The sequence below is a fragment of the Paenibacillus sp. JT31N11 genome (assembly GCF_056269285.1).
Genome location: NZ_JBWDNQ010000002.1, coordinates 805,904 through 826,430 on the forward strand (window position 1 = coordinate 805,904; position 20,527 = coordinate 826,430).

The window sequence follows — 20,527 nt, forward strand, 5'->3', positions numbered from 1 at the left end:
ACCCCCTCCTAAAACAGTGCGTTTTCTTTATTGATTTTGCGGACGATCCAGTTGGATGAAAGTACGAGAACGAATCCAACGACAGCCTGATAGACGCCGGCAGCCGATGACATGCCGAGATCGCCGATTCGGAGCAGCGCCCGGTATACATAGGTGTCGATGGTCTGGGTTACCGGATATAAAGCGCCAGCATCCAGCGGAACCTGGAAGAACAAGCCGAAATCCGAGTTGAATATTTTGCCGACGGCGAGCAATGTCATGATCGTAATCACCGGCATGATCAGCGGAAACGTAATGCGCCTGGTCTGCTGCCATTTGGAAGCGCCGTCAATTAACGCAGCCTCATAATACTCGTTGTCGATGCCGATGATGGCTGCCAAATAAATAACGCTCAGATAACCGATGTTTTTCCACAAGTTCACAAGCGGTAAAATATAGGTCCAGTATTTGGGCTCGGCATACCAGGCAACCGGTGATAATCCGAGCGGTTCCAATACATTTTTATTGATATAACCGAATTCCTGGCTTAACAGCGATAATCCGAGATAACCGACGATAATCATGGAGAGAAAGTAAGGCAGGAACATGACGCTTTGATAAAATTTGGCCATGATCCGGTTGCGGAGCTCATTCAGGCCAATTGCGACGGCTACGGCAACGATGGTGTTGAGGACAATGAATACCGCATTGTATAGCACCGTATTTCTGGTAATGACCCAGGCGTCCGGCGTTTTGAACAAGTACTCGAAATTCGCGAATCCGTTCCATTCGCTGCCAAGGATCCCTTTCTGATAGTCAAAATCCTTGAAAGCGATTATAGTTCCAAACATGGGCAAATAGTTGTTCAGCAGCAAATATAGCGTTCCAGGCAGCAGCAGCAATAGCAGCATCTTGTTCTTGCTGAGCTTCTTCAGGAACGATTGCCGCCGGACCGCCGCTTTCTTCTGCATGCAGGTTCATCCTTTCCTTGTCTCGATTAAGAAGTCTGTCAGCTTATTATAGGTTACTGTCTGCACCCGAAAAATAGCGTATTGTGACCGAAGTAACGTTTTTATGATTTCTATGGCATAAGAAGAAACGGCGGTCGCCGTCCTCTGGCGGTATACATGCTATAAATTAAAAAAAAGAGACCGCCCTCCACCTTATGAAGTGGAGTCGGTCCCCGCGCACGCGACTACCCGATCGCCTGATATCGTTTGCGGAAATCCTGCGGCGTAATACCGACCTGCTTCTTGAATGTCTTCGCGAAATGGGACAAATTCTCGTAGCCCAAACTATCGCAGATATCGCTGACTTTCATATTGGATTTGGTCAGCATCTGCTTCGCCCGGTTCATCTTCATCGAAATGATATAATCCATCAACGACATTCCGGTCTCCCGCTTATACAGCCTGGACAAGTAGGCGGAATTCAAATAAACCGCTGAAGCGAGCTCTTCCCTTGTAACGCTTTGAAGATTGCTTTCCACATATGCATTTACTTTCTCGACAAGCGCCGAGCTCTCCGTCCTGTTCTTATCGAAGTATTCGGCCGTCGACAGGATCAGCTTGCGCGTCCATGCCAAAAACTGGGTCACTGAACGCGTTGCCGCTGCGGCTTCCGACCATTTGGAATTCCCGAGAAGCTGCTTGACTGACCCGCCCTTATGATGAACCGTCTGATAAACGAATCCCAGCAGCGTATGATACAAAGCATCCAGCGTTTCCGAACTCATGCCGGACGCCGCATCGCCTCTGAACAATTCCTCGATTTGACGGATGACCGCTTCCGTTCTTCCTGCTTCGAGATGAAGCGTCCACTCCGCCGGATCGAACGCGAACGAGGTCATCTTGCGCGGAAGAGGAGCATCCGCACCGTCATTAACCTTCAAGAACAGGACTTGGCCGGTATTGACGATATTGCTTTGTTCCAATTCGATCAGCCGGTGATAGACGGGACTGATATCCGGAATCGGTACGGCTTCCCCGATGTAGCAGGACAGACTGCAGTAAAAATAACGGGAACAGGCTCTTATATAACGCTGACAGGCTTCTTTGAGTTCATCCTGGGAATACGCCTTGGGATCCGGCCAGTATAACAAAGCAAACAAAATGCCGCTGCGGTCTTCGATCACGTCTCCTTCCACGTCCCGGGGCCGGAGCAGCTCGAACGCGGCGTTGCGGAGAGCGTATATCAATATTTCTTCATCGCGCTCGGTAAATTCCCGATCCCAATGCTCTACGCTGAGCAGAATCGGCATGACATACCGGTCCTTGGCTATTCTTACCTGATACTTGTTCATGATCTCGTCCCACTGCTCGGGATACGGATGGATGCGCTTGGACAAGAGATCCTGCCAAAACAGCTCCTTAAGCAGTGGTTTCTGGGATTCCTGAAGCTTGGCATACGTCTTGTACATCTCTTCGAAACGTTTTGCCTCCTTGTTGTTCTCCACCTCTGTCAAAGCCCGCTCCACAATGGTCCGGAACTGCTCGTAACGAATCGGCTTCAGCACATAATCGAATCCCGAGAGCTGAACGACCTGCCGGGCGTAATTGAAATCCGCGTGCGCCGTAAGCATAATCGTTACTGTAGCTGGAGAATGTTCATTCGCCCACTCAAGCAGTTCTACCCCGCTGCTGCCGGGCATTTCAATATCGCAAATCATGACGTCAATGGGGTGCTGCAGCAGAAAGCCTTTGGCTTCTACCGCATCGTATGCGCAATACACGTCGGAGAACCCCAGCGACTCCCAATCAATGCCGACTTGAACGGCTTGTACAGCATAGATTTCATCGTCTACGATAAGCAGTCTATACATCTGTTTGGTTACCCTCCTTGCTAGCGTCAAATGGGATCCTAAGGGTTACTTCCGCGCCTCCGGTCAGCTCGCCGCCGTTATTGGCAGGTGTACGATTTTGAAATCGGATGCTTACCGACCTGCCGTATTTGTGCTTGAGCCGGTGCTGAACGTTGAGAATACCGAGGCTGCCGCTATTTGCGGTTTCGGTTGTCAGGCCGCTGTTTAAACGCTCCAACGTTTCTGCTGAAAAACCGATGCCGTTGTCGGCAATGACGATTTCCAAGACCCGGGGGTTCTCAGAACAGGAGCGCGCTTCTACCGTAATATGAAAAACATGCCTCCCCGTTTTCATTCCATGCACAACCGCATTCTCAACGAAGGGTTGAATCATAAGCGGCAGCACGCTCTGATTTTTGTACTCGCGGGGCACCGTCATCTCGAAGGTCAGCTTTTTGGGAAAGCGCAACCGCTGAATCTCCAGATAGTTACGGATATGCTCCGTCTCTTCCTCCAACGTGATATATTCCCTGTTAGCCCGGGTAATGAACCGGAAAAAATCGGTCAGGTGATGGGCCATTTCCATAACCAGATCATTATGTCCAAGCTTCGATAAGCTGTGTATAATATTCAGCGAGTTGAGGTAAAAGTGCGGGTTAATCTGCGACTGCAAATGTCTGAATTCCGCCTCCTGCGTTTTGAGCATTTCTTCGTATACGTTAATCTTCAGCGACCGGATCTGGGAAACCATCCGGTTAAACGTTTCATTCAGAAATTTGAACTCCTGGGTAGCGCCTTCGCTTAAGCGAATGGAAAAATCGCCCTGCGCCGTTCTCCGCATGCCGCGGATCAAGGAATTCATCGGCTTGTGCAGCACCTGCTTGAGGACGATCCAGAACATAATAAGCAGGAGGACAAGACCGATCGGGATCAAGACGAGTCCGCGCTGAAAATAAGGCAGCTTCTGGAGGAGATCCGTATCCGGTATCGTAACGGCAAGCATAACGGGGGCCTGCATCACCGGAAAGCCAACCAAAATATAATCTTTGTCGTTGGCCGGATTTTTCATAATTTGATAGGGCTCGGTTTTGACCGACAGCTTCCGCACCATGTCCTGAAGACTGGTATTATCCCACGTCGTATCCGTCAGCGACACCGCATTATTGGAAATGAGCATCGCTTGTCCTGTAGGCCCGAGATCCAGTGAGCGCAAATCCTTCATCAAATTCTCGACAGGAATGAGCGCGCCGACATAAACGTTCGGTTCAATCTGGATCTGCTCGGTCCGCACCAAATAATAACGATGCGCATCTTCAACGATTTGCCAGGTATGGCTGTTGCTGAGCGATCCATTGTGAATAAACCGGGTAAGCATCTCGTTCATCTTCTGGGAGCTGGCATAATCGACCTGCGATGCGATCAATTCGTTATATTTCTCCGTATACGTGAAAAACGTATCCACGACCACATAAGAATTCGAGGTAATTTCATCCTGGAAGCTGTTATAGATGCGTTGTTTGGCAAAAAAATAATTGCTGCTCCCCTCCGGATAAATGGAAAGTCCGATCAAATCCGAGTAATAGTTTTTGCTGGAAACGAGCCGCAGCAAATAATTGCCGACCTTCTCGAGGCTGTTATCGATCTGATTCACATGAATGGAAAGAAAATTGGTCGTAGACTGCGAGACTTCGTCCCGGACAACATTCATCGCATACAGATTAAGCATGAACAAAGCGACGGCCAGGGGAACGATAACGGCGATAAAACCAGCCAATAGTCTAAAACGCAACGTTTTCGTGAACGTCATGGAATGGCACCTTTCACTGGGGGATTCAAATGTACGCGCTTTCTACATAATATAGCAGGAGATTTGATTCCAGTCAGCAATTTCCGAACCATAGAATCCGTTCATACCCTTTCCATGAAATTCATTAGGTTTATCTTAAAATTTAAACGGCTTTATTTCAATCCTTATCTCTATTTTGATCGTTGTCATCATCCTGTTCGCAAAAAAAAAACCGGTGATCATCTTCTTATCAGGAAGACGGATCACCGGGAGTCGTTGCTGCAATTAGCCTGTATAAATTCCCGATACTTTGCCATTGGTGAACGTTACGTAATTGAAGCCTGAATAGCCCCATGTTTCCACATTTATTCCGCCTGAAGAGAGCGAGCTTTTGGACGACGGGTTGCCCCAGGACAGAAGCACCTGTTCCTTTGTCATGCCCATGGAGATTTTCTCCGCCTTCACGGCATTCCATACAGAGGATGACCATTTATATTTCTTGTACGGATCGTAATTTGTAAAGGAATAGCCGTCGGTCAAGGTATCCTGAACATTTGACGCCGGCATGGCGTAGGATTTCAATTCTTTGTTTGATGCTGTTTTAAACACAATTTCAAAATAGCCGTTTTTATCCGGCTCGATATCGGCAACCGTCAGCTTGACGAATCGTTCCCATCCCTGGAAGTGGTTAACCCAGTATGTTTTTACGATAAATGCGGTCAAGCTTCCCTGTGCTTCCCGCTTCTCGATTTTCGCCGTTTCGGCCGATTGTATGGTCATTTTCGCTTTACCGAATGTAATATTCATCTCTTGCCATCCTGTATCCCACTGCAGCTTTGCTCCTAATGCATCTGCAAGAAGTCCGGCCGGAAATAAAGTCTCCCCGCCCGACACTAGCGGAGCTGCCTTCATCTTATAGGGTTTACCGTTGAGCAGCGCATTGACGCTGCCGCTGGTGAGTACAATGTTTGTCTGACCGACCTTGATCGCAAATGATTTGGATGCAGCCGTATAGGAGACGGTCCCTCCCAACGCTTGGAACACCGGTTTGACGGGAAGGAATACAACGCCTTTTATCTGATTCGCATTATGCAAGGCGCGGCCTAGACTCGCCGATACGGTAACGGTCTTCGACACCCCGCCCGACGTTACGGTAACTTGCGTTTCTCCGACGCCCATAACCTTAAAGGTACCGTCGCTCTCCGGCTTTAACAAATGCGGCTTCTGAACGGTTACGTTCGCTTTGCCAAGCGGCACTTTTATTTTCGCCTGATTGGAATAGAGCTCCGTAATTTCCGCTTTCACCTTGTCCCCGACATTGGGCGCAAGCTTATCCAGCGCGAATGTAATACTTTGCACGGCAGGAGCCACTAAAGGCTTAATCACCTCATTATTATAAATCAGCCAGCTGCCGTCGGCTTTTTTGGCATAAAACAAGGAATCGTCGTCCAGTGCGGATGTGCGGGTAATATTGCTCAGTCCGCTGATTTGCTGCGTTAACTTTACGGGTCACCAGCAGTGTTCCGTCATTGGCATAGGCCAGGTGAACGGCGTCCTCAGTCATCGTTTCCGGAATGACCTCCAGCGTATCTTTGTCAAGGTTATAAATATCGTAAATCACTATTGTGCCGCTGCGATCCAGCAAGGCTGTCCTGCCGTCATGCGTATCCATCATAACAATATCGGATGCAGCGGAAACCTTGCCCAGCTTCCTGCTGCCGTACAGAATATCCCCCGTCTGCGATAGCGATGCGTAAGATGTCTCGTCTGCGACAATCAGTGCGGTCCCATCAAGCTCTTTGATCGGTCCGTCATAGTTCCACACCGTGCCATCCGTCTTAAGCCATGCGCCTTCCGTTACCAGACGGACTCCGCCGTATTCTGTTTCAGGCTTGAAAATTCCGCGATTCCATGAGACGACTTTGCCGTCACGGGTCAATCCATAACCGTTATTGCCATTGCCGGCAATGGCCGCCAGGTTAAGATTGTTGTGCACATGTCCATCAGAGCCGTATGTCCATAAAGAACCATCATCCAACAGCATCGTATTTCCCCCGACAATATCAACAATTTTCGGCTGAGCGGCGGCGGCGGCGTTCTCCGCTGTCCAATTTGCCGAGACAACCAGCAAGCATAATACGAGAAAAAAACCTAATAACCGTTTCATCTTTCCAACCTCTCCTCAACTCTGAATATAATAGGTAAAATATACTAGGGTTCGATAGTATTCTATAAGATTCGCTATAATTTTACAAATATTTCTTATCCGCTTCATGTGCAGGACTCCCTTTTGCAAAAAAAACAGGCTGCCGCGGCAGCCTTGTTGTCGGTATGTAAATTTCAAGGGTGACTTGATCGTTAAGAGTAGAATAGACTATACCGCCAGGTACTCAGGACCTACTTTACAAAATCTAATTATTTCCTTCACAGGAAATGAATCTTGAGAGACGATTTTATCAGAAATAATACTCTGTTTCGATTCATTATTTGACATCGTCATGATCTGTGCCCGTGATTACCTCATGCCATTCGCCGATCTCTGTCTCAAAACGAGCCGTCTTATCGCGATAGCGCGCCAGTGAATCACTGCCCAGCGGCAGATGGACCGGCGGATTCTCCGATTCGGCTAATGTAATGAAGGCCTGAGCCAATTTCTTGGGATCGCCGGGCTGCTTCTTGTTTACTTCCGTAGCAAAATCCCGCATTTTGCCGACCGTATCCGCATAATCCGCAATAATATTTCCGGTCCGGCTCAAGGAAGTCGTGTCCAGGAAATCGGTACGGAAGAAGCCTGGCGCTACTACAGTTGCATGTATACCTAACGGAGCCAGCTCCAGCGCCAGCGCTTCCGTAATTCCTTCGACTGCAAATTTTGTGGAACCGTATATCCCCCAGCCGATATAGCCGCTTAGCCCGCCAACCGATGAAATATTGATAACATGTCCGGAACGCTGATTGCGCATGTGTGGAAGCACAGCACGTATGACATTCAATAATCCGAAGACATTCGTTTCATAATTTTGTCTGACTTCTTCACCGGATGCTTCTTCGACTGCGGTTAACAATCCATAGCCCGCGTTATTGACGAGAACATCGATTCTGCCAAATTTTCTGATGGTCTGTGAAGCGTTATCAATGGCCATCGCCTCGTTCGTAACATCCAATACTGTAACAAGAAGGTTTTCGTTGTTGTTGAATTGCGCTGCCAATTGTTCCGGCTTGCTCCGGACCGTGGCTGCAACTTTATCGCCTGCTTCGAGAGCCGCTTTTACGATCTCAAATCCGAATCCTCTTGCCGCGCCTGTAATAAACCATACTTTTTGCTTTGTTTTCTTGTTTGACATGGATATTCTCTCCCTTAGCTTGAAGTGCTGACCGCCTTCTCCATTCATGGTTCCAGGCTGGCTGATACCATAACTATATCAGAGCATAAATGGATCTACTTTGCTTGGAAGTCCAGAGTATTTGTCTATTTAGCTCAAAATCATTCGCCATGCCGCCATGTACCTTTGCTCAGGCAATGAACCCGCAGAAATGAAAAAAGCACCTTTTTCAAGCATTGGATCACCATGCGGTCTCCATTGATTGAAAAGAGGTGCTGATATATTTTTCTCGATTACTTAAGCGAGGATGGAGAGTATCCAAACCTTTCTTTGAATACTTTGGAGAAATGGGCTGCATTTTCAAATCCAGTTGAGAAACAGGCATCTGTAACCGATAAGGATGAATGGGTTAATAATTCTTTGGCCATATCCAATCGGCGATTTCTGATCCATTGCAGAGGCGAAGTATTGTAAATCGCCTGGAAGTCCCGTTTAAAGCTCGATAAACTACGGCCTGATAAATAGGCAAGATCATTGAGAGAAACCGGGTTTGTGATATTCTCCACAATCACCTCGGTAATATTCTTCCGTTCTTTACGCTTCAGCATAAAAAACTGGAATAAAAATTTTTCGTTGGCATTTGCCACATCAAACAATAATTCCAATAATTTAACCTTAACCAATCCATCCTCTACCTGTTCCGGTTCTTTGAAATAGGGTTTGAGAGACTCGATATAGCTGACAAGCCGGTCATTGACCGCGCTGATAGAAATTGGAACGATTGCGGCTGGGTACGCGTTCTGCAGATCCGCCATTTTGATAAACTCCGTAATCAATTCTTCTTTCAAAAAAAACATCATGTAGTTCAGTAAATAGTTTGACTCCTCTTCCCCTGACTTCTCAAATTCCACCACAATCGATTTTTGGAGCAGAACCATTTCATTTTTACGAACCGTAAACTCCTGATCGCCGAACCGCACCGTGTATTTTCCGTCAAGAACAAATAAAAGCAGATGATCCTCCAGCAGCATAGTCCCCTTCTTGCCTTCTGTATGCGTACAGGTCTCGATCACGGTCAGATCGTTCATTCTTAAAGCCGCTTGATAGTAGGGGGCTTGTGTCAAATCCTGCGGAACTTTTGATACTTTCCTGGTTCGCAGCGCCATTGCTCCGACCTCCTTTTTTTCGAAAGCCACAGAAGGTAACCGAAGTTAGATGGCCTAGGTTTCCTTTATTGATTAAATCATAACCTCCTTACTCATCTAATTCAATAAGCCACCGCCATATGGTTATCACGGGTAAAGATCATCTCCTTCGAATGGAAAAGAGGAGCACCGCATCGGATGCTCCTCCACAATTTCAATATGCAGCATGTATGATATTCACGCATCTTGCAGCAGGCATCACCCGGAATTGTCAGACTCCCGGCAGATTCGCCGGCTTGGGCATAAGCCATGCGTGATTCGGATCATTATAGAACTTCCACGTGCGGACCGGTCCCGCCATTACGTTCAAATAATAGACTTCATAGCCCGGCGGCGCGGATACCGGATGATAACCCCTGGGCACGAGTACGGCTTCGCCGCTCGCAACGGAAAGCGTCTCGTTCAGCGACCCGTCATCCGTATACACCCGCTGCACCGCGAATCCCTGCTCCGGCTGGACTTGGTAATAGTAGGTCTCCTCCAGCAGGGATTCCTCCGGCAGAAAATTTCTGTCATGCTTATGCGGCGGGTAGCTGGACCAATGGCCGCCCGGGGTAAACACCTCAACGACCAGCAGGCTGTCCGCTGCCTCAGACTCCGGCAAAATGTTGTGAATGAGCCGCTCTGTGCTTCCTTGTCCACGAAGCTCGACTCCCACCTGCCCGGGAGCGATCAGACGCGCAGGCTGCGACCCTTTGCCAGGGGCCCAGCAGACAGCGATTCTCAGCTCGGTCAGCGCCGTTATGGCAAAGCTGTCTCCGGAAGGAACATATACGGAATAAGGCGGGATCTTCTCAAACACGCTCATGCGCTCGCCGATCTGCTTCCATTCCAATTTGTCCGTGGATACATCCGCTTTGCCTCCGAGGAGAACGATGCAGGCTTCCTGACTGCCGGTTGGGCGGCTAAGCCGTTCACCGCTGCCCAGTGTGTATACTTCGAAGCCGACATGCTCCCAGCCAGCGGACTCCGGCGTAATCCGGAGCAGATTGCCTTCGGCATCCGGGATCTGGCTTGGTTTTACGATAAGATCGCTCATCTCTCTGGACCACCTCTCCTAAGTATGACTCTATTTATCCGTCATCGGTTACGCGTTTGCTTTGCCGGATGAACCGAACTCGCGAATTTTGGCCTGCACGCTCCGCTTCACAGCATCCCGTCCTGCACCCAAATATTTGCGCGGGTCATATTCGGAGTCATTCTCCGTCAAATAAGCGCGGATTGCAGCCGTGTTGGCCATTTGATTTTCCGTATTCACGTTGATTTTGGCTGTGCCCAGCTGAATCGCCCGCCGGATCTGGTCAGCCGGAATACCGCTGCCGCCATGCAGTACAAGCGGCAATCCGGTCAATCGCCCGATTGTCTCCATCCTGTCGAATCCAAGCTTCGGCTCGCCGCGGTACGGACCGTGTACAGAGCCCAGCGCAGGAGCCAGACAATCGATGCCGGTTTCCTTTGCCAGCCGGACGCATTCCTCAGGCACCGCATACATCGCTTCCGCTTCGTTGACGACGAGATCGTCTTCCCGTCCGCCGATTCGGCCCAGCTCGGCCTCCACAGAGATATTGTAACGATGCGCTTCTTCTACAACCTTTTGCGTAATCCGTATATTCTCCTCGAGCCCGTGGTGGGAAGCGTCGATCATAACAGACGTAAAGCCTGCGCGGATCGCTTCTGCGCAAAGCTCGTAGGACGTACCATGATCAAGATGCAGGGCAACAGGCACCGTGATCCGATAGTAATCAACGAGCGACCGGACCATTCCGGCAATGCAGGACAGACCGCCCATATAGACGATATATCCCTCGCTCAAACCAAGAATAACCGGTGCCCGCTCCTCCTCGGCAGCCTGCAGAATCGCTTGTGTAAACTCCAGATTATTCAGATTAAACTGACCGACAGCGTATCGGCCCCTGACAGCTTCATTCAACATTTCCTTCATCGAAACCAGCGGCATTTCCCCATCCTCCTTTTTTTATAAGTGTAATGAGAACAACCTTATTCTGCAAGGGAGACCTTAAGCTTACCAGCGGGAGGTTACCATTTTCTTTCTCGTATAGAACTCGACGCCGTCCGTTCCATTCGCATGCAAATCGCCGTAAAATGATTTCTTCCAGCCCGAGAATGGAAAGAAGGCCATCGGAGCCGGAACACCCAGATTCACACCAAGCATTCCTGCATCGATGGTTTCACGGAACTGCCGGACATTCCCGCCATCCCGGGTAAAGATGCAGGCACCGTTCGCAAACTCCGAGCGGTTGGCCAGATCAATGGCTTCCTCCAGGCTGTCAACGCGCACAACTGACAGCACCGGCGCGAATATTTCATCTTTCCAGATCTTCATGTCGCTGGATACCTGATCAAAAATCGTCGGCCCGACAAAGTATCCGTCGCCGCTGATTGCGGCATCCTTGCGTCCATCGCGAATCAGCGCTGCTCCTTCCTTCACGCCTGCTTCGATATATCCCAGTGTACGTTCCTTATGCTGTTCCCTGATGACAGGACCGAGGAAAACTCCCTCTTCCATACCGTTGCCGATAGTGAGTTCGTCTGCCGCTGCGACGAGCTTGCGTGTAAGGGTCTCAGCCGCATCGCCGACTGCGACAACAACGGCGCATGCCATGCAGCGTTCGCCGGCGGAGCCAAACGCCGCATTAACAATTTGTGCGACCGTATTGTCCATATCCGCATCCGGCATAACGATGGTGTGGTTCTTCGCGCCTGCAAGGGCCTGTACCCGTTTGCCATGCGCTGTTCCGGTTTTGTACACATACTCGGCGACCGGCTGGGAGCCGACGAATGAAATCCCCTTGACGTCCGGATGCTCCAGCAGACCGTTGACGACATCATGCGCTCCATGCACCAGGTTCAGAACACCGTCCGGCAGACCCGCTTCCCTGAAGAGCTCAACAAGACGCTTTGCAAGAAGCGGCGTGCGCTCGGAAGGTTTCAGCACGAATGTATTTCCACAGGCAATGGCCAGAGGAAACATCCAGCAAGGAACCATCATCGGGAAATTGAACGGCGTGATTCCGCCTACAACGCCTATCGGATAGCGGTACATGCCCGATTCTATGTTGGTAGCGATGTCCGGAAGCTGTTTGCCCATCATCAGCGAAGGTGCTCCTGCGGCGAATTCGACGCATTCGATGCCGCGCAGCACTTCACCGTGAGCCTCCTGATAATTTTTTCCATTTTCCATAGTAATGATTCTGGCGAGCTCATCCCAATGATCCACCAGCAGCTGCTGATATTTGAACAAAATACGGGCCCGGCGGGGAACCGGTGTTTTGCTCCATGTTTTGAAAGTGTCTTTGGCATTTTGGACGGCCTGATCAAGATCCCGTTTGGAAGACAAAGGAACGTAAGCTATAATTTCTTCCGTTGCCGGATTATATACAGGATCATAATTGCCTGATGTGGAAGCGATCCATTCGCCTCCGATGAAATTTTTTAACTGAGCTGGCGCATTCGTTTGAGACATATCGGAAATTCCCCTCTCGGATTAAGCTTGTTTGGAAGCGAGCATAAATTGTTCAACCTGCATGACAGTCGGCATGGCGTCGGAGCTGCTGTGACTGGAAATAACGATGGAGGCGGAAGCACTGCCGAATTCCATGCTGCGGCTCGGACTCCATCCCTGCATCAGACCATAGATAAAACCTGCCGCATAGGAATCGCCCGCCCCGAACGTCTTAATGACCTTTGCGGGAAATATCGAGCCCCGGTGGGAGCTGCCATCCTTGCCGTAGGCGATGGAGCCGTCTTTGCCGTGCTTGATGACGACGATCTCGGCATGACAGCCGAACCATTGCGCAGCTGTTACTTCATCGCTGCGGGTCGGATTCACGGCAAACCGCTCCAGCATATCGAATTCTTCCCGGGTTCCGATAATGATATCGCTTTTTTCGGCGGCCAGATGGTAATAGATCGCCGTTTCCTCGGGAGATGTCCATGTATAAGGGCGATAGTCGATATCGAAGACGACCTTTGTTCCGTGTTTGCGGGCGTATTGGAGAGCAAGCAGCACGGCTTCCCGGGAGGGGCTTTTCGCCAGAGCCGTACCGGAAACAAGCAATACCCTGCTGCCCGCAATCAGCGACTCGTCGACTTCTTCCGGCGCCAGCAGCAAATCGGCGACATGATCGCGGTACATCAGAATGCTGCAATCCTCCGGGCTTTTGATTTCCGTGAATGCAAGACCCGTTACCGCGCCTGTCCGGTCTGTCGTAATACCGGATGTTTCAATATCGTTATTCTGCAAATATTGGACGATAAACCGGCCCATCTGGTCATCGGCCACTTTGCCGATGAAGGCTGATTTCATGCCAAGCCGGGACATGCCGATACAGATGTTGGCCGGTGAACCGCCCACATATTTCGTGAATGTCATGGTCTCTTCCATCGGACGATTAATCTCATTCGCGTTCAAATCGATGCACAGACGGCCGATCGCCACAAAATCAAGAGCTTTGCCTGTGGCAAATGAAACAGTTTCCATCTTAATCCCTTCTTTCGATTCGGTTGGAGAGGCTCCCTGCAGGCGGATGCCTGTGTTAACCCCCTACCTTCTCCCATGTTCAGGCCAGCCTAAGGCAGGCTGGCCTGCTCAATAACGAGCAGGCCTTAACCATCTATATTTTAATGTTCCGTCCAATCCTTAGTAAGGCCGTGCAGCCTTCACATTCTTGCGCATTTGCTGGTGTGCTTCCAGCACCTTATCACTCACCGACACCTCGGGCACGCCGACATGCCACCATGACTCATAGCTGTCCGTGTTCGTTCCCGGAAGCACCTTAATTTCCACAAGCACCGGTCCCGGCTCCGATTTGGCCTGCCGAAGGGCTTGCTCCAGCTCATCCGCCGTTCGCGCCGTATATGACGCTGCCCCCAGACTGCGGGCATGTGCGGCGAAGTCGATCGGCATATAGGAACCGTTTAAGCGGCCCGTCTCCTTGGCGCGGAAGCGGAATTCATTGCCGAAGCCGTCGCTGCCATGTCCGCGCTGCAAGTTGTGGATGCACTGAAAGCCATGATTATCGAACAGCAGCACGGTCAGCTTCACGCCTTCTTGAATGGCGGTTACAAACTCGGAGTGCAGCATCAGATAGCTGCCGTCGCCTACGAATGAATATACATTCCGGGACGGCTCCGCGAGAGCTGCGCCGAAAGCGCCGCTGATTTCATAGCCCATGCAGGAGAATCCATATTCCATATGATACGTCTTGGGCTCGACAGACCTCCAGACCCGATGCAGGTCGCCAGGCAGGCTGCCGGCAGCGCAGACAATGACGTCTGTCGGTTCTACAAATCCGTTAATGACGCCGATCGCTCTCGTCTGAGTCAATCCCTCATTGCTTTCCAGCGCATACAGGCGATTAACTTCTTCATCCCACTCTGCTTTGAGGCCGCTGATTCTTCCTTCTGTATAGCCGGAGCGGTACCCTCGCTTGGTTAAAGCTTCCTGCAGGGCAGCGATCGCCTCCTTCGCATCAGCCGTAATCACTGCGGCATCCATCTTGACCGCATCGAATGCGCTGATATTCAGGTTCAGGAAAGCGGCATCCGGATTCTGGAAGGCGGATTTGGAGGCTGTCGTAAAATCAGAAAACCGTGTGCCGACGCCGATGATCAAATCCGCTTCTGCGGCGATCCGGTTGGCGGCAAGCGTGCCGGTTGCACCGACGCCGCCAAGACTCAGAGGATGATTCCACGGGACAGCGCTTTTTCCAGCCTGCGTCTCCGCCACGGGAATACCGAAGGCTTCAGCGAACGCAAGCAGCTCCTGCGCTGCAGCCGCATAATGCACCCCGCCGCCTGCAATAATCAGCGGCTTCTTCTTGCCCGCAACCAAATCCGCCGCACGGTCAATCGCGTGAGGAGAGGCCGGACGGCGGTCAAGGGTGTGGATGCGCTTCTCGAAGAAAGAAGCCGGATAATCGTAAGCCTCCGCCTGAACATCCTGGGGCAGCGCCAATGTCACGGCGCCAGTCTCCACAGGATCAGTGAGCACCCGCATCGCATGAAGCAGCGACGTCATCAGCTGCTCCGGGCGGATGATCCGGTCCCAGAACTTGCTGACTGGCTTGAAAGCATCGGTCGCAGAGATCGAATAATCGGTTGGAACCTCCAGCTGCTGCAGCACAGGATCCGGCTGGCGGGAGGCAAAGTTATCTCCCGGCAGCAGCAGGACCGGAATACGGTTGACTGTCGCCGTTGCTGCGCCAGTCACCATGTTGAGCGCACCCGGCCCAATTGAGGTGGTGCAGGCAAAGATCTGGCGGCGATTCTTCTGCTTGGCAAATGCGGTGGCGGCATGAACCATCCCTTGTTCATTTTTGCCTTGGATGAATATCAGCTCGCCCGCCTGCCGCTCGAGAGCTTCGCCAAGCCCCGTTACATTGCCGTGTCCAAAGATGCCCATGAAGCCCCGGACAAACTTGGTTTCTTCGCCATCCACGGACAAATACTGCTGGTCCAAAAACTTCAGCAAAGCCTGTGCCATGGTCAATCGGATCGTTTTCATCGGCAAAACCTCATTTATATCAGATTTCATGACTTCACCTCAAGTTGTACAAGAAAGGTCTTGATTTCATATGGCTTCAGCGCGAATTCGCCATCATCAATCCCGGCCTCTCCAAGCTTGCGTTCCATCAGATCGCATTCCTCCAGCGAGCGGATTCGAAGATCGCTGCCGAGCTTCACTTGAGTGCGGATGCCCGCAAACTCATGGACACGCAGCACCAGCTGCTCGCCGTCCTCCGCTTTTTTGACGGCATCCACCATCACATTGGGAGCGGACAATTGGAACATCGAAAGCGAATGGAGATCCGCTCCTCCTTCGAAGGCGGTCAGCGGGTTATTCAGTGACCAGGCTTCTTGAACGGTAGCTCCAGCATACCAGTCTCCCTCATGCGGGAGGAGCGCATAGACAAAGGAATGCTCGCCGATATCCGCATCCGGATCCGGATTAATGGCCGATTTCAACAACGACAGCCGGATCACATTATCCTTGATGTCATAGCCGTATTTGCAATCGTTCAGCAGGCTTACGCCGTATCCGCGTTCGGATAAATCCGCCCATTGATGGCCGACCGATTCGAATCTCGCCAGGTCCCAGCTTGTGTTCCAATGCGTGGAACGTTTAACATTCCCGAACTGAATATCATAGGTAGCCTCTGTGGAGCGCACATCTACGGGGAAAGCGACCTTCAACAGCTGCTGGTGCTCCTGCCAGTTGATATGCGTACGGAAATCAATCCGTCTGCTTCCTGAATAAACCATCATCCGCTGCGATATCCCGGACTTCCCGTAGCGCCACTTGAATTCAACAACCGCTGCGAGCGGACCAGTTTCCACAAGCTCGACAGAAAGCAGCTCGGAGATTGTCCGCATCTTTTCCTGATAGAAAATATCGATATCCCAGGCATCAAAATTAAGCGGCTTGTCTTCAAATACCTGCAGCACATTGCCAATTGCGTCTTTGGCCAGAACATTCCGGCGATTGTCCAGGTCGTAAATGCGAACCAATTGGCCGGATTCGTTCCACTCGATCTCATAATGAGGTGTCTTAAGCAGGCTGCCCTCCATCATGAAGGGAGCTGCGGCAATTCCGCCAGACGGCTGCGCGGAATCCGCCGCGTAATGAATGGCTGCCATGCCTAATGAAGGCAGATCGGCAGCTTCTACGAGCCAGCGTCCATTGGCATACTGTGAAACCAGTCTTTGGCCATCCTGATTTGTCCATATGCTTCCGGGAGGCACATTCTCCCCGGTTATTTCCAGCAAATCGTTTCGTTTCCAGGACGAGCTGTTAAAGACGATCCATGTACCTTGTTCCTGTCTGCCGCCAACCAGGGAAGCTGCCTCGTTCCACGCTTCTGTGGCAATCGATAAGGCTTGCGCATACTCCTCTTTGCTATCCTCGTACACTTCCTTAATGGAAGAGCCGGGAATGATATCATGGAACTGATTGCGCAGAATGATGGTCCATCCGCTATTCAGCTGCTCTTGGCGATAACGGCTCCAGTCGCTGCCCATCAAGACAGCCAGCGCGCTCAGCCATTCCGTCTCGCGGTAGAGAAGCTCGAGCTTGCGGTTCATTCGTTTATTGTAAGCCTGGCTTGTATAGGTCCCGCGATGATACTCAAGGTAGAGCTCCCCGTCCCAAACATGCACGTAGCGGTCGGTCTCCTCGACGGTTTCATGCAAACGGTCGAAGTAATCATCTGCGCGCCCTGCCTTCACATTCGGCAGACCAGGCATCGTCTCCAGGCGGCGGCGCATCTCAAGCATCTCCCGGTTAACGCCGCCGCCTCCATCGCCATAACCATAAGACAGAAGAAGCTCTTGATTCACTTCTTTGTCCTGATAGCCGTCCCATGCCCCTTTGACGGTTTCCGGCGAGATCAAGCCGTTATAGGTATAGAAGAAGTTGTTGGCTCCTTCCCAATCGTCCGGTGTCGTAATAAAATGCGTCAGAACCTCGGAGCCGTCGATTCCGCGCCATTTGAAGGTGTCATGCGGCATCCGGTTGAACTGGTTCCAGCTGATTTTCGTAGTCATAAAGGTTTTGAAACCGGATTTCTTCAAAATTTGCGGCAGCGCCCAGCTGTATCCGAAGACATCGGGCAGCCACAGGTACGTGCTCTCCACGCCAAATTCCTCTCGCATGAACCGGGTTCCAAACAGGAACTGCCGCACCAGCGATTCCCCGGAGGTCAGATTGCAATCCGCCTCCAGCCACATCCCGCCGCCAATCTCCCAGCGTCCTTCACGAATCCGGTCACGAATTTGCTCATAGATTTCCGGGTAATCCTGCTTGATATAGGCATATAACTGTGGCTGCGTCTGCAAAAACACATAATCAGGGAAGCGTTCCATCAACCGCAGGACAGTAGAGAACGAACGGGCGGATTTCTCCCGGGTATGCTTCAGTCTCCAGAGCCACGCAACGTCGATATGCGTATGTCCGACACAAGTGACCGTAACCTGATGATGCTTCTCGAACCGGGCTAATTCGGCAGATAGCAGCTCTCTTGCTTCATATACCGAATGATAATAAGCGGCAGAGCCGGGCTCGGACCAATCCACCTTGAGGAATGCGCGGTCCAGCGCTTTGATAAGACCCATGCGATCAGGGCTTCCTGCATCCAGCACCTGAACCGTTTCAAGAACAGCGGTTCCCGTGTAGTAGAAATCGTCAACTCTTTCATCCAGCCAGCACAGATCGGCACGGTTTATCGTATGCTTTATCTCGCGCGGCTTGCCGCCTCCGTCCAGCCCGGACCACAGCCGGATATCCAATCTTCCGGACGTTCCGGCGGATTGCTCCGGCAGAAAAACCTCCTGATGGTAGGAATCGACGCCTTGATACGGAGTGCCGTTCCAGTAAAGCAGCGATTCAAAGCCCTCATTGTTGCCTCCGCCGGTCTCACCGAAGTCGAAGAGTGCAAGCACCGTTTTACCGTTCCATTCCTGAGGAACCTCAATGCTGCGGGAGAGCCAGATATACCGGTCGCGGCCGCTCCAGCTGTCTCCGGTCTTCAGCTCAAACGTCGGAGGGACGTCCATCGGCCTTGCCCCTGCTGCGCCATGCTCGTCCTCTGCTGCGGAGAAGCTCCCGAGCGGTATAAGATTGCGATAGCGGGTCTCGCTTAACTCATGCAGCCTTGCCTTGAGCTTCTTTTCTGCAAATAACATGTCATCCTCACCCTTCGGGATTCAACTTTAGAGAGCCTGCTCCTGCTCCAGCTTCAACAAATTTTCCAGGCTCAGTGCCAAGCTGTCCATTGGTTTTCCCGGGCAGTAATCCTGTTCTACGGCGAACCATTCGACTCCATGATCCAGGCCCCAGCGGAGAATGGGAGCAAAATCGATAAGGCCGGTACCAATTTCCGCGAATGTTCGCCGATCGTCTGCCGTCATATCCTTCAAATGCAGAATCGGCATACGATTAGCGTATTTTCGAATGAACGTAAGCGGATCCTGATCGGCTTTCAGAACCCAATACGTATCGATTTCCGCATAAACGGACGGATCCTCAAGCAGATATTCGAGAGCAAACTTACCGTCGATCAGAGTATGAAATTCAAAGTCATGATTATGGTAACCCACCCTGTAGTCCATGCCTTTTACTTTGGCGGCTACATCAAGCAGATCTTTCCGCACACTCCTGTACCCTTCAAGATTCTGCAGGCCATCCGGCAGCGAGTGGCAGATGAAATCTTTCGTTTCGAACAGGTCCGCTTCCTTAAGGACAGCATCCAGATCCGTCTTCATCCGTTCAAGACCGACATGCATGCCTGCGGTTTTCAATCCCAGCTCCTTCATAAGAGAAGAGATATCCCGGGCGGAGTTGCCGTGCAGCCCGTCGATTTGAACGGCAGCCCAACCCATTTTGCTCAAATCTCGAAGGACGGCTTCAAAATCCTGTTTAATTTCGTTTCGCAATGTATACAGCTGTGCAGCCAGTTGATGTCTGATCATTTTGAAATTTCCTCCCTTTGTAAATCCAGCCATTCCACTTCCTGTGCGGTTAATTCAAGATTCAACGACAGAATGGAAGACTCAAGCTCCTCCGGATTACGCGGCCCGATAATTGCGCTGGTCGGGAAAGGCTGGTAGAGAACATAGGATAAGGCAATTTGTATAGGAGTAACCTGCTTCTCTTCCGCCAGCTTCACGGTGCGGCGGTACCGTTCCCAGTTGCCGCTGCTGTAATAAACTCTTACCATTTCCTCATTGGACCGGTCCTCCGGCGTAAAGTTCCCCGAGAAAAATCCACCCGCTTGAGCAGACCAGGACAACAGCGGCAGCTGATTGCCCGCATGCCAGCGGCAGGTATCCTCGTCAGCCGACACAACGCCTTCCCATCTGGGTTCGATAGGCTTCGCCAGGCTCAGATTGGAGCTGCTGAAGGCAAAGCCTGTCAGCTTGTGCCCGGCGGCATATTCATTGGCTTCCTGGATGCGCTGGTACGACCAGTTGGAAGCGCCGATCGCCCGAATCCGCTTGGCTTGAAGATGCTCATTCAATTCCTCCATAATCGGTCCGACCGCTACGCTCGGATCATCGCGGTGAAGAGCGTACAAATCCACATAATCGGTGCCCAGCCTTTCCAGGCTCTCCATCAAATCTTTTCTGATCGCCTGCGGATTGACCCGCGGGCCCGGACTCCCGTCATCGTGATGGGCGCCCTTGGAAAGAATGACGACCTGCTCCCGCAGCTGCTTTTCAGCCAGCCAACTCCCGAGTATTTGTTCTCTTCCCCGATACTGATGAGCCGTATCAAAAGCATTGCCTCCGGCTTGAATATAGGCATCCAGCATCATCCGCTCGGGCTCGCCCAAGTTCCTCAAATCCCCTGTCCCCATGATCAGGCGGGAAATTTGCTTGTTTACTCCTTCAATTTGCATATATTTCATCTTATTAC

15 protein-coding genes are annotated in these 20,527 nt (G+C 51.2%); all 15 read right to left on the reverse strand.

Annotated features, from left to right (window positions below):
- Window positions 1–8: 8 nt before the first annotated feature.
- Entirely contained in the window at window positions 9–950 is a 942-nt protein-coding gene (locus AC0YNV_RS11760) for an ABC transporter permease (protein ID WP_210037790.1), read from the reverse strand.
- 224 nt (window positions 951–1,174) lie between these two features.
- Window positions 1,175–2,800, reverse strand: a complete 1,626-nt coding sequence (locus AC0YNV_RS11765) for a response regulator transcription factor (RefSeq protein WP_475768255.1) — start codon at window positions 2,798–2,800, stop codon at window positions 1,175–1,177.
- Window positions 2,793–4,586, reverse strand: coding sequence for a histidine kinase (locus AC0YNV_RS11770; RefSeq protein ID WP_475768256.1), 1,794 nt, complete (start codon window positions 4,584–4,586; stop codon window positions 2,793–2,795). Before AC0YNV_RS11770 ends, AC0YNV_RS11765 begins: the two co-directional genes overlap by 8 nt.
- A 264-nt stretch (window positions 4,587–4,850) precedes the next feature.
- Window positions 4,851–6,002 (reverse strand): stalk domain-containing protein, encoded by a 1,152-nt coding sequence (locus tag AC0YNV_RS11775; RefSeq protein ID WP_475768257.1) that lies wholly within the window; start codon window positions 6,000–6,002, stop codon window positions 4,851–4,853.
- Window positions 5,959–6,732 carry an RCC1 domain-containing protein gene (locus AC0YNV_RS11780; protein ID WP_475768258.1) on the reverse strand — a complete coding sequence of 258 codons (774 nt, stop codon included), beginning with the start codon at window positions 6,730–6,732 and terminating at the stop codon, window positions 5,959–5,961. The genes AC0YNV_RS11775 and AC0YNV_RS11780 overlap by 44 nt, the downstream gene beginning before the upstream one ends.
- Before the next feature lie 316 nt (window positions 6,733–7,048).
- The gene (locus tag AC0YNV_RS11785) at window positions 7,049–7,909 is read right to left on the reverse strand and encodes an oxidoreductase (RefSeq protein ID WP_475768259.1); all 861 of its coding nucleotides are present in this window, start codon (window positions 7,907–7,909) and stop codon (window positions 7,049–7,051) included.
- A 272-nt stretch (window positions 7,910–8,181) separates the two neighbouring features.
- Window positions 8,182–9,054, reverse strand: coding sequence for an AraC family transcriptional regulator (locus AC0YNV_RS11790; protein ID WP_475768260.1), 873 nt, complete (start codon window positions 9,052–9,054; stop codon window positions 8,182–8,184).
- Between the two features lie 250 nt (window positions 9,055–9,304).
- Window positions 9,305–10,132 carry a 5-deoxy-glucuronate isomerase gene (gene iolB, locus AC0YNV_RS11795; protein ID WP_475768261.1) on the reverse strand — a complete coding sequence of 276 codons (828 nt, stop codon included), beginning with the start codon at window positions 10,130–10,132 and terminating at the stop codon, window positions 9,305–9,307.
- Window positions 10,133–10,180: 48 nt separating this feature from the next.
- Window positions 10,181–11,050 (reverse strand): class II fructose-1,6-bisphosphate aldolase, encoded by an 870-nt coding sequence (fba, locus tag AC0YNV_RS11800; protein WP_475768262.1) that lies wholly within the window; start codon window positions 11,048–11,050, stop codon window positions 10,181–10,183.
- Window positions 11,051–11,116: 66 nt separating this feature from the next.
- The gene (locus tag AC0YNV_RS11805; protein WP_475768263.1) at window positions 11,117–12,577 is read right to left on the reverse strand and encodes a CoA-acylating methylmalonate-semialdehyde dehydrogenase; all 1,461 of its coding nucleotides are present in this window, start codon (window positions 12,575–12,577) and stop codon (window positions 11,117–11,119) included.
- Window positions 12,578–12,598: 21 nt separating this feature from the next.
- Entirely contained in the window at window positions 12,599–13,594 is a 996-nt protein-coding gene (iolC, locus tag AC0YNV_RS11810; protein ID WP_475768264.1) for a 5-dehydro-2-deoxygluconokinase, read from the reverse strand.
- A gap of 159 nt (window positions 13,595–13,753) precedes the next feature.
- The gene (gene iolD / locus AC0YNV_RS11815; protein WP_475768265.1) at window positions 13,754–15,619 is read right to left on the reverse strand and encodes a 3D-(3,5/4)-trihydroxycyclohexane-1,2-dione acylhydrolase (decyclizing); all 1,866 of its coding nucleotides are present in this window, start codon (window positions 15,617–15,619) and stop codon (window positions 13,754–13,756) included.
- A 26-nt stretch (window positions 15,620–15,645) separates the two neighbouring features.
- Complete coding sequence (locus AC0YNV_RS11820) at window positions 15,646–18,795, reverse strand: alpha-mannosidase (protein WP_475768266.1); 3,150 nt, start codon at window positions 18,793–18,795, stop codon at window positions 15,646–15,648.
- A gap of 27 nt (window positions 18,796–18,822) precedes the next feature.
- Window positions 18,823–19,581 carry a sugar phosphate isomerase/epimerase family protein gene (locus AC0YNV_RS11825; RefSeq protein ID WP_475768267.1) on the reverse strand — a complete coding sequence of 253 codons (759 nt, stop codon included), beginning with the start codon at window positions 19,579–19,581 and terminating at the stop codon, window positions 18,823–18,825.
- The gene (locus AC0YNV_RS11830; RefSeq protein WP_475768268.1) at window positions 19,578–20,519 is read right to left on the reverse strand and encodes an aldo/keto reductase; all 942 of its coding nucleotides are present in this window, start codon (window positions 20,517–20,519) and stop codon (window positions 19,578–19,580) included. The genes AC0YNV_RS11825 and AC0YNV_RS11830 overlap by 4 nt, the downstream gene beginning before the upstream one ends.
- Window positions 20,520–20,527: the final 8 nt, after the last annotated feature.

Bases quoted from the DNA above. Each gene is read 5' to 3' on its own strand.
- AC0YNV_RS11760 (WP_210037790.1), bottom strand. From the start codon at position 950: ATGCAGAAGAAAGCGGCGGTCCGGCGGCAATCGTTCCTGAAGAAGCTC.
- AC0YNV_RS11765 (WP_475768255.1), bottom strand. From the start codon at position 2,800: ATGTATAGACTGCTTATCGTAGACGATGAAATCTATGCTGTACAAGCC.
- AC0YNV_RS11770 (WP_475768256.1), bottom strand. From the start codon at position 4,586: ATGACGTTCACGAAAACGTTGCGTTTTAGACTATTGGCTGGTTTTATC.
- AC0YNV_RS11780 (WP_475768258.1), bottom strand. From the start codon at position 6,732: ATGAAACGGTTATTAGGTTTTTTTCTCGTATTATGCTTGCTGGTTGTC.
- AC0YNV_RS11785 (WP_475768259.1), bottom strand. From the start codon at position 7,909: ATGTCAAACAAGAAAACAAAGCAAAAAGTATGGTTTATTACAGGCGCG.
- AC0YNV_RS11790 (WP_475768260.1), bottom strand. From the start codon at position 9,054: ATGGCGCTGCGAACCAGGAAAGTATCAAAAGTTCCGCAGGATTTGACA.
- iolB (WP_475768261.1), bottom strand. From the start codon at position 10,132: ATGAGCGATCTTATCGTAAAACCAAGCCAGATCCCGGATGCCGAAGGC.
- fba (WP_475768262.1), bottom strand. From the start codon at position 11,050: ATGCCGCTGGTTTCGATGAAGGAAATGTTGAATGAAGCTGTCAGGGGC.
- AC0YNV_RS11805 (WP_475768263.1), bottom strand. From the start codon at position 12,577: ATGTCTCAAACGAATGCGCCAGCTCAGTTAAAAAATTTCATCGGAGGC.
- iolC (WP_475768264.1), bottom strand. From the start codon at position 13,594: ATGGAAACTGTTTCATTTGCCACAGGCAAAGCTCTTGATTTTGTGGCG.
- iolD (WP_475768265.1), bottom strand. From the start codon at position 15,619: ATGAAAACGATCCGATTGACCATGGCACAGGCTTTGCTGAAGTTTTTG.
- AC0YNV_RS11820 (WP_475768266.1), bottom strand. From the start codon at position 18,795: ATGTTATTTGCAGAAAAGAAGCTCAAGGCAAGGCTGCATGAGTTAAGC.
- AC0YNV_RS11825 (WP_475768267.1), bottom strand. From the start codon at position 19,581: ATGATCAGACATCAACTGGCTGCACAGCTGTATACATTGCGAAACGAA.
- AC0YNV_RS11830 (WP_475768268.1), bottom strand. From the start codon at position 20,519: ATGAAATATATGCAAATTGAAGGAGTAAACAAGCAAATTTCCCGCCTG.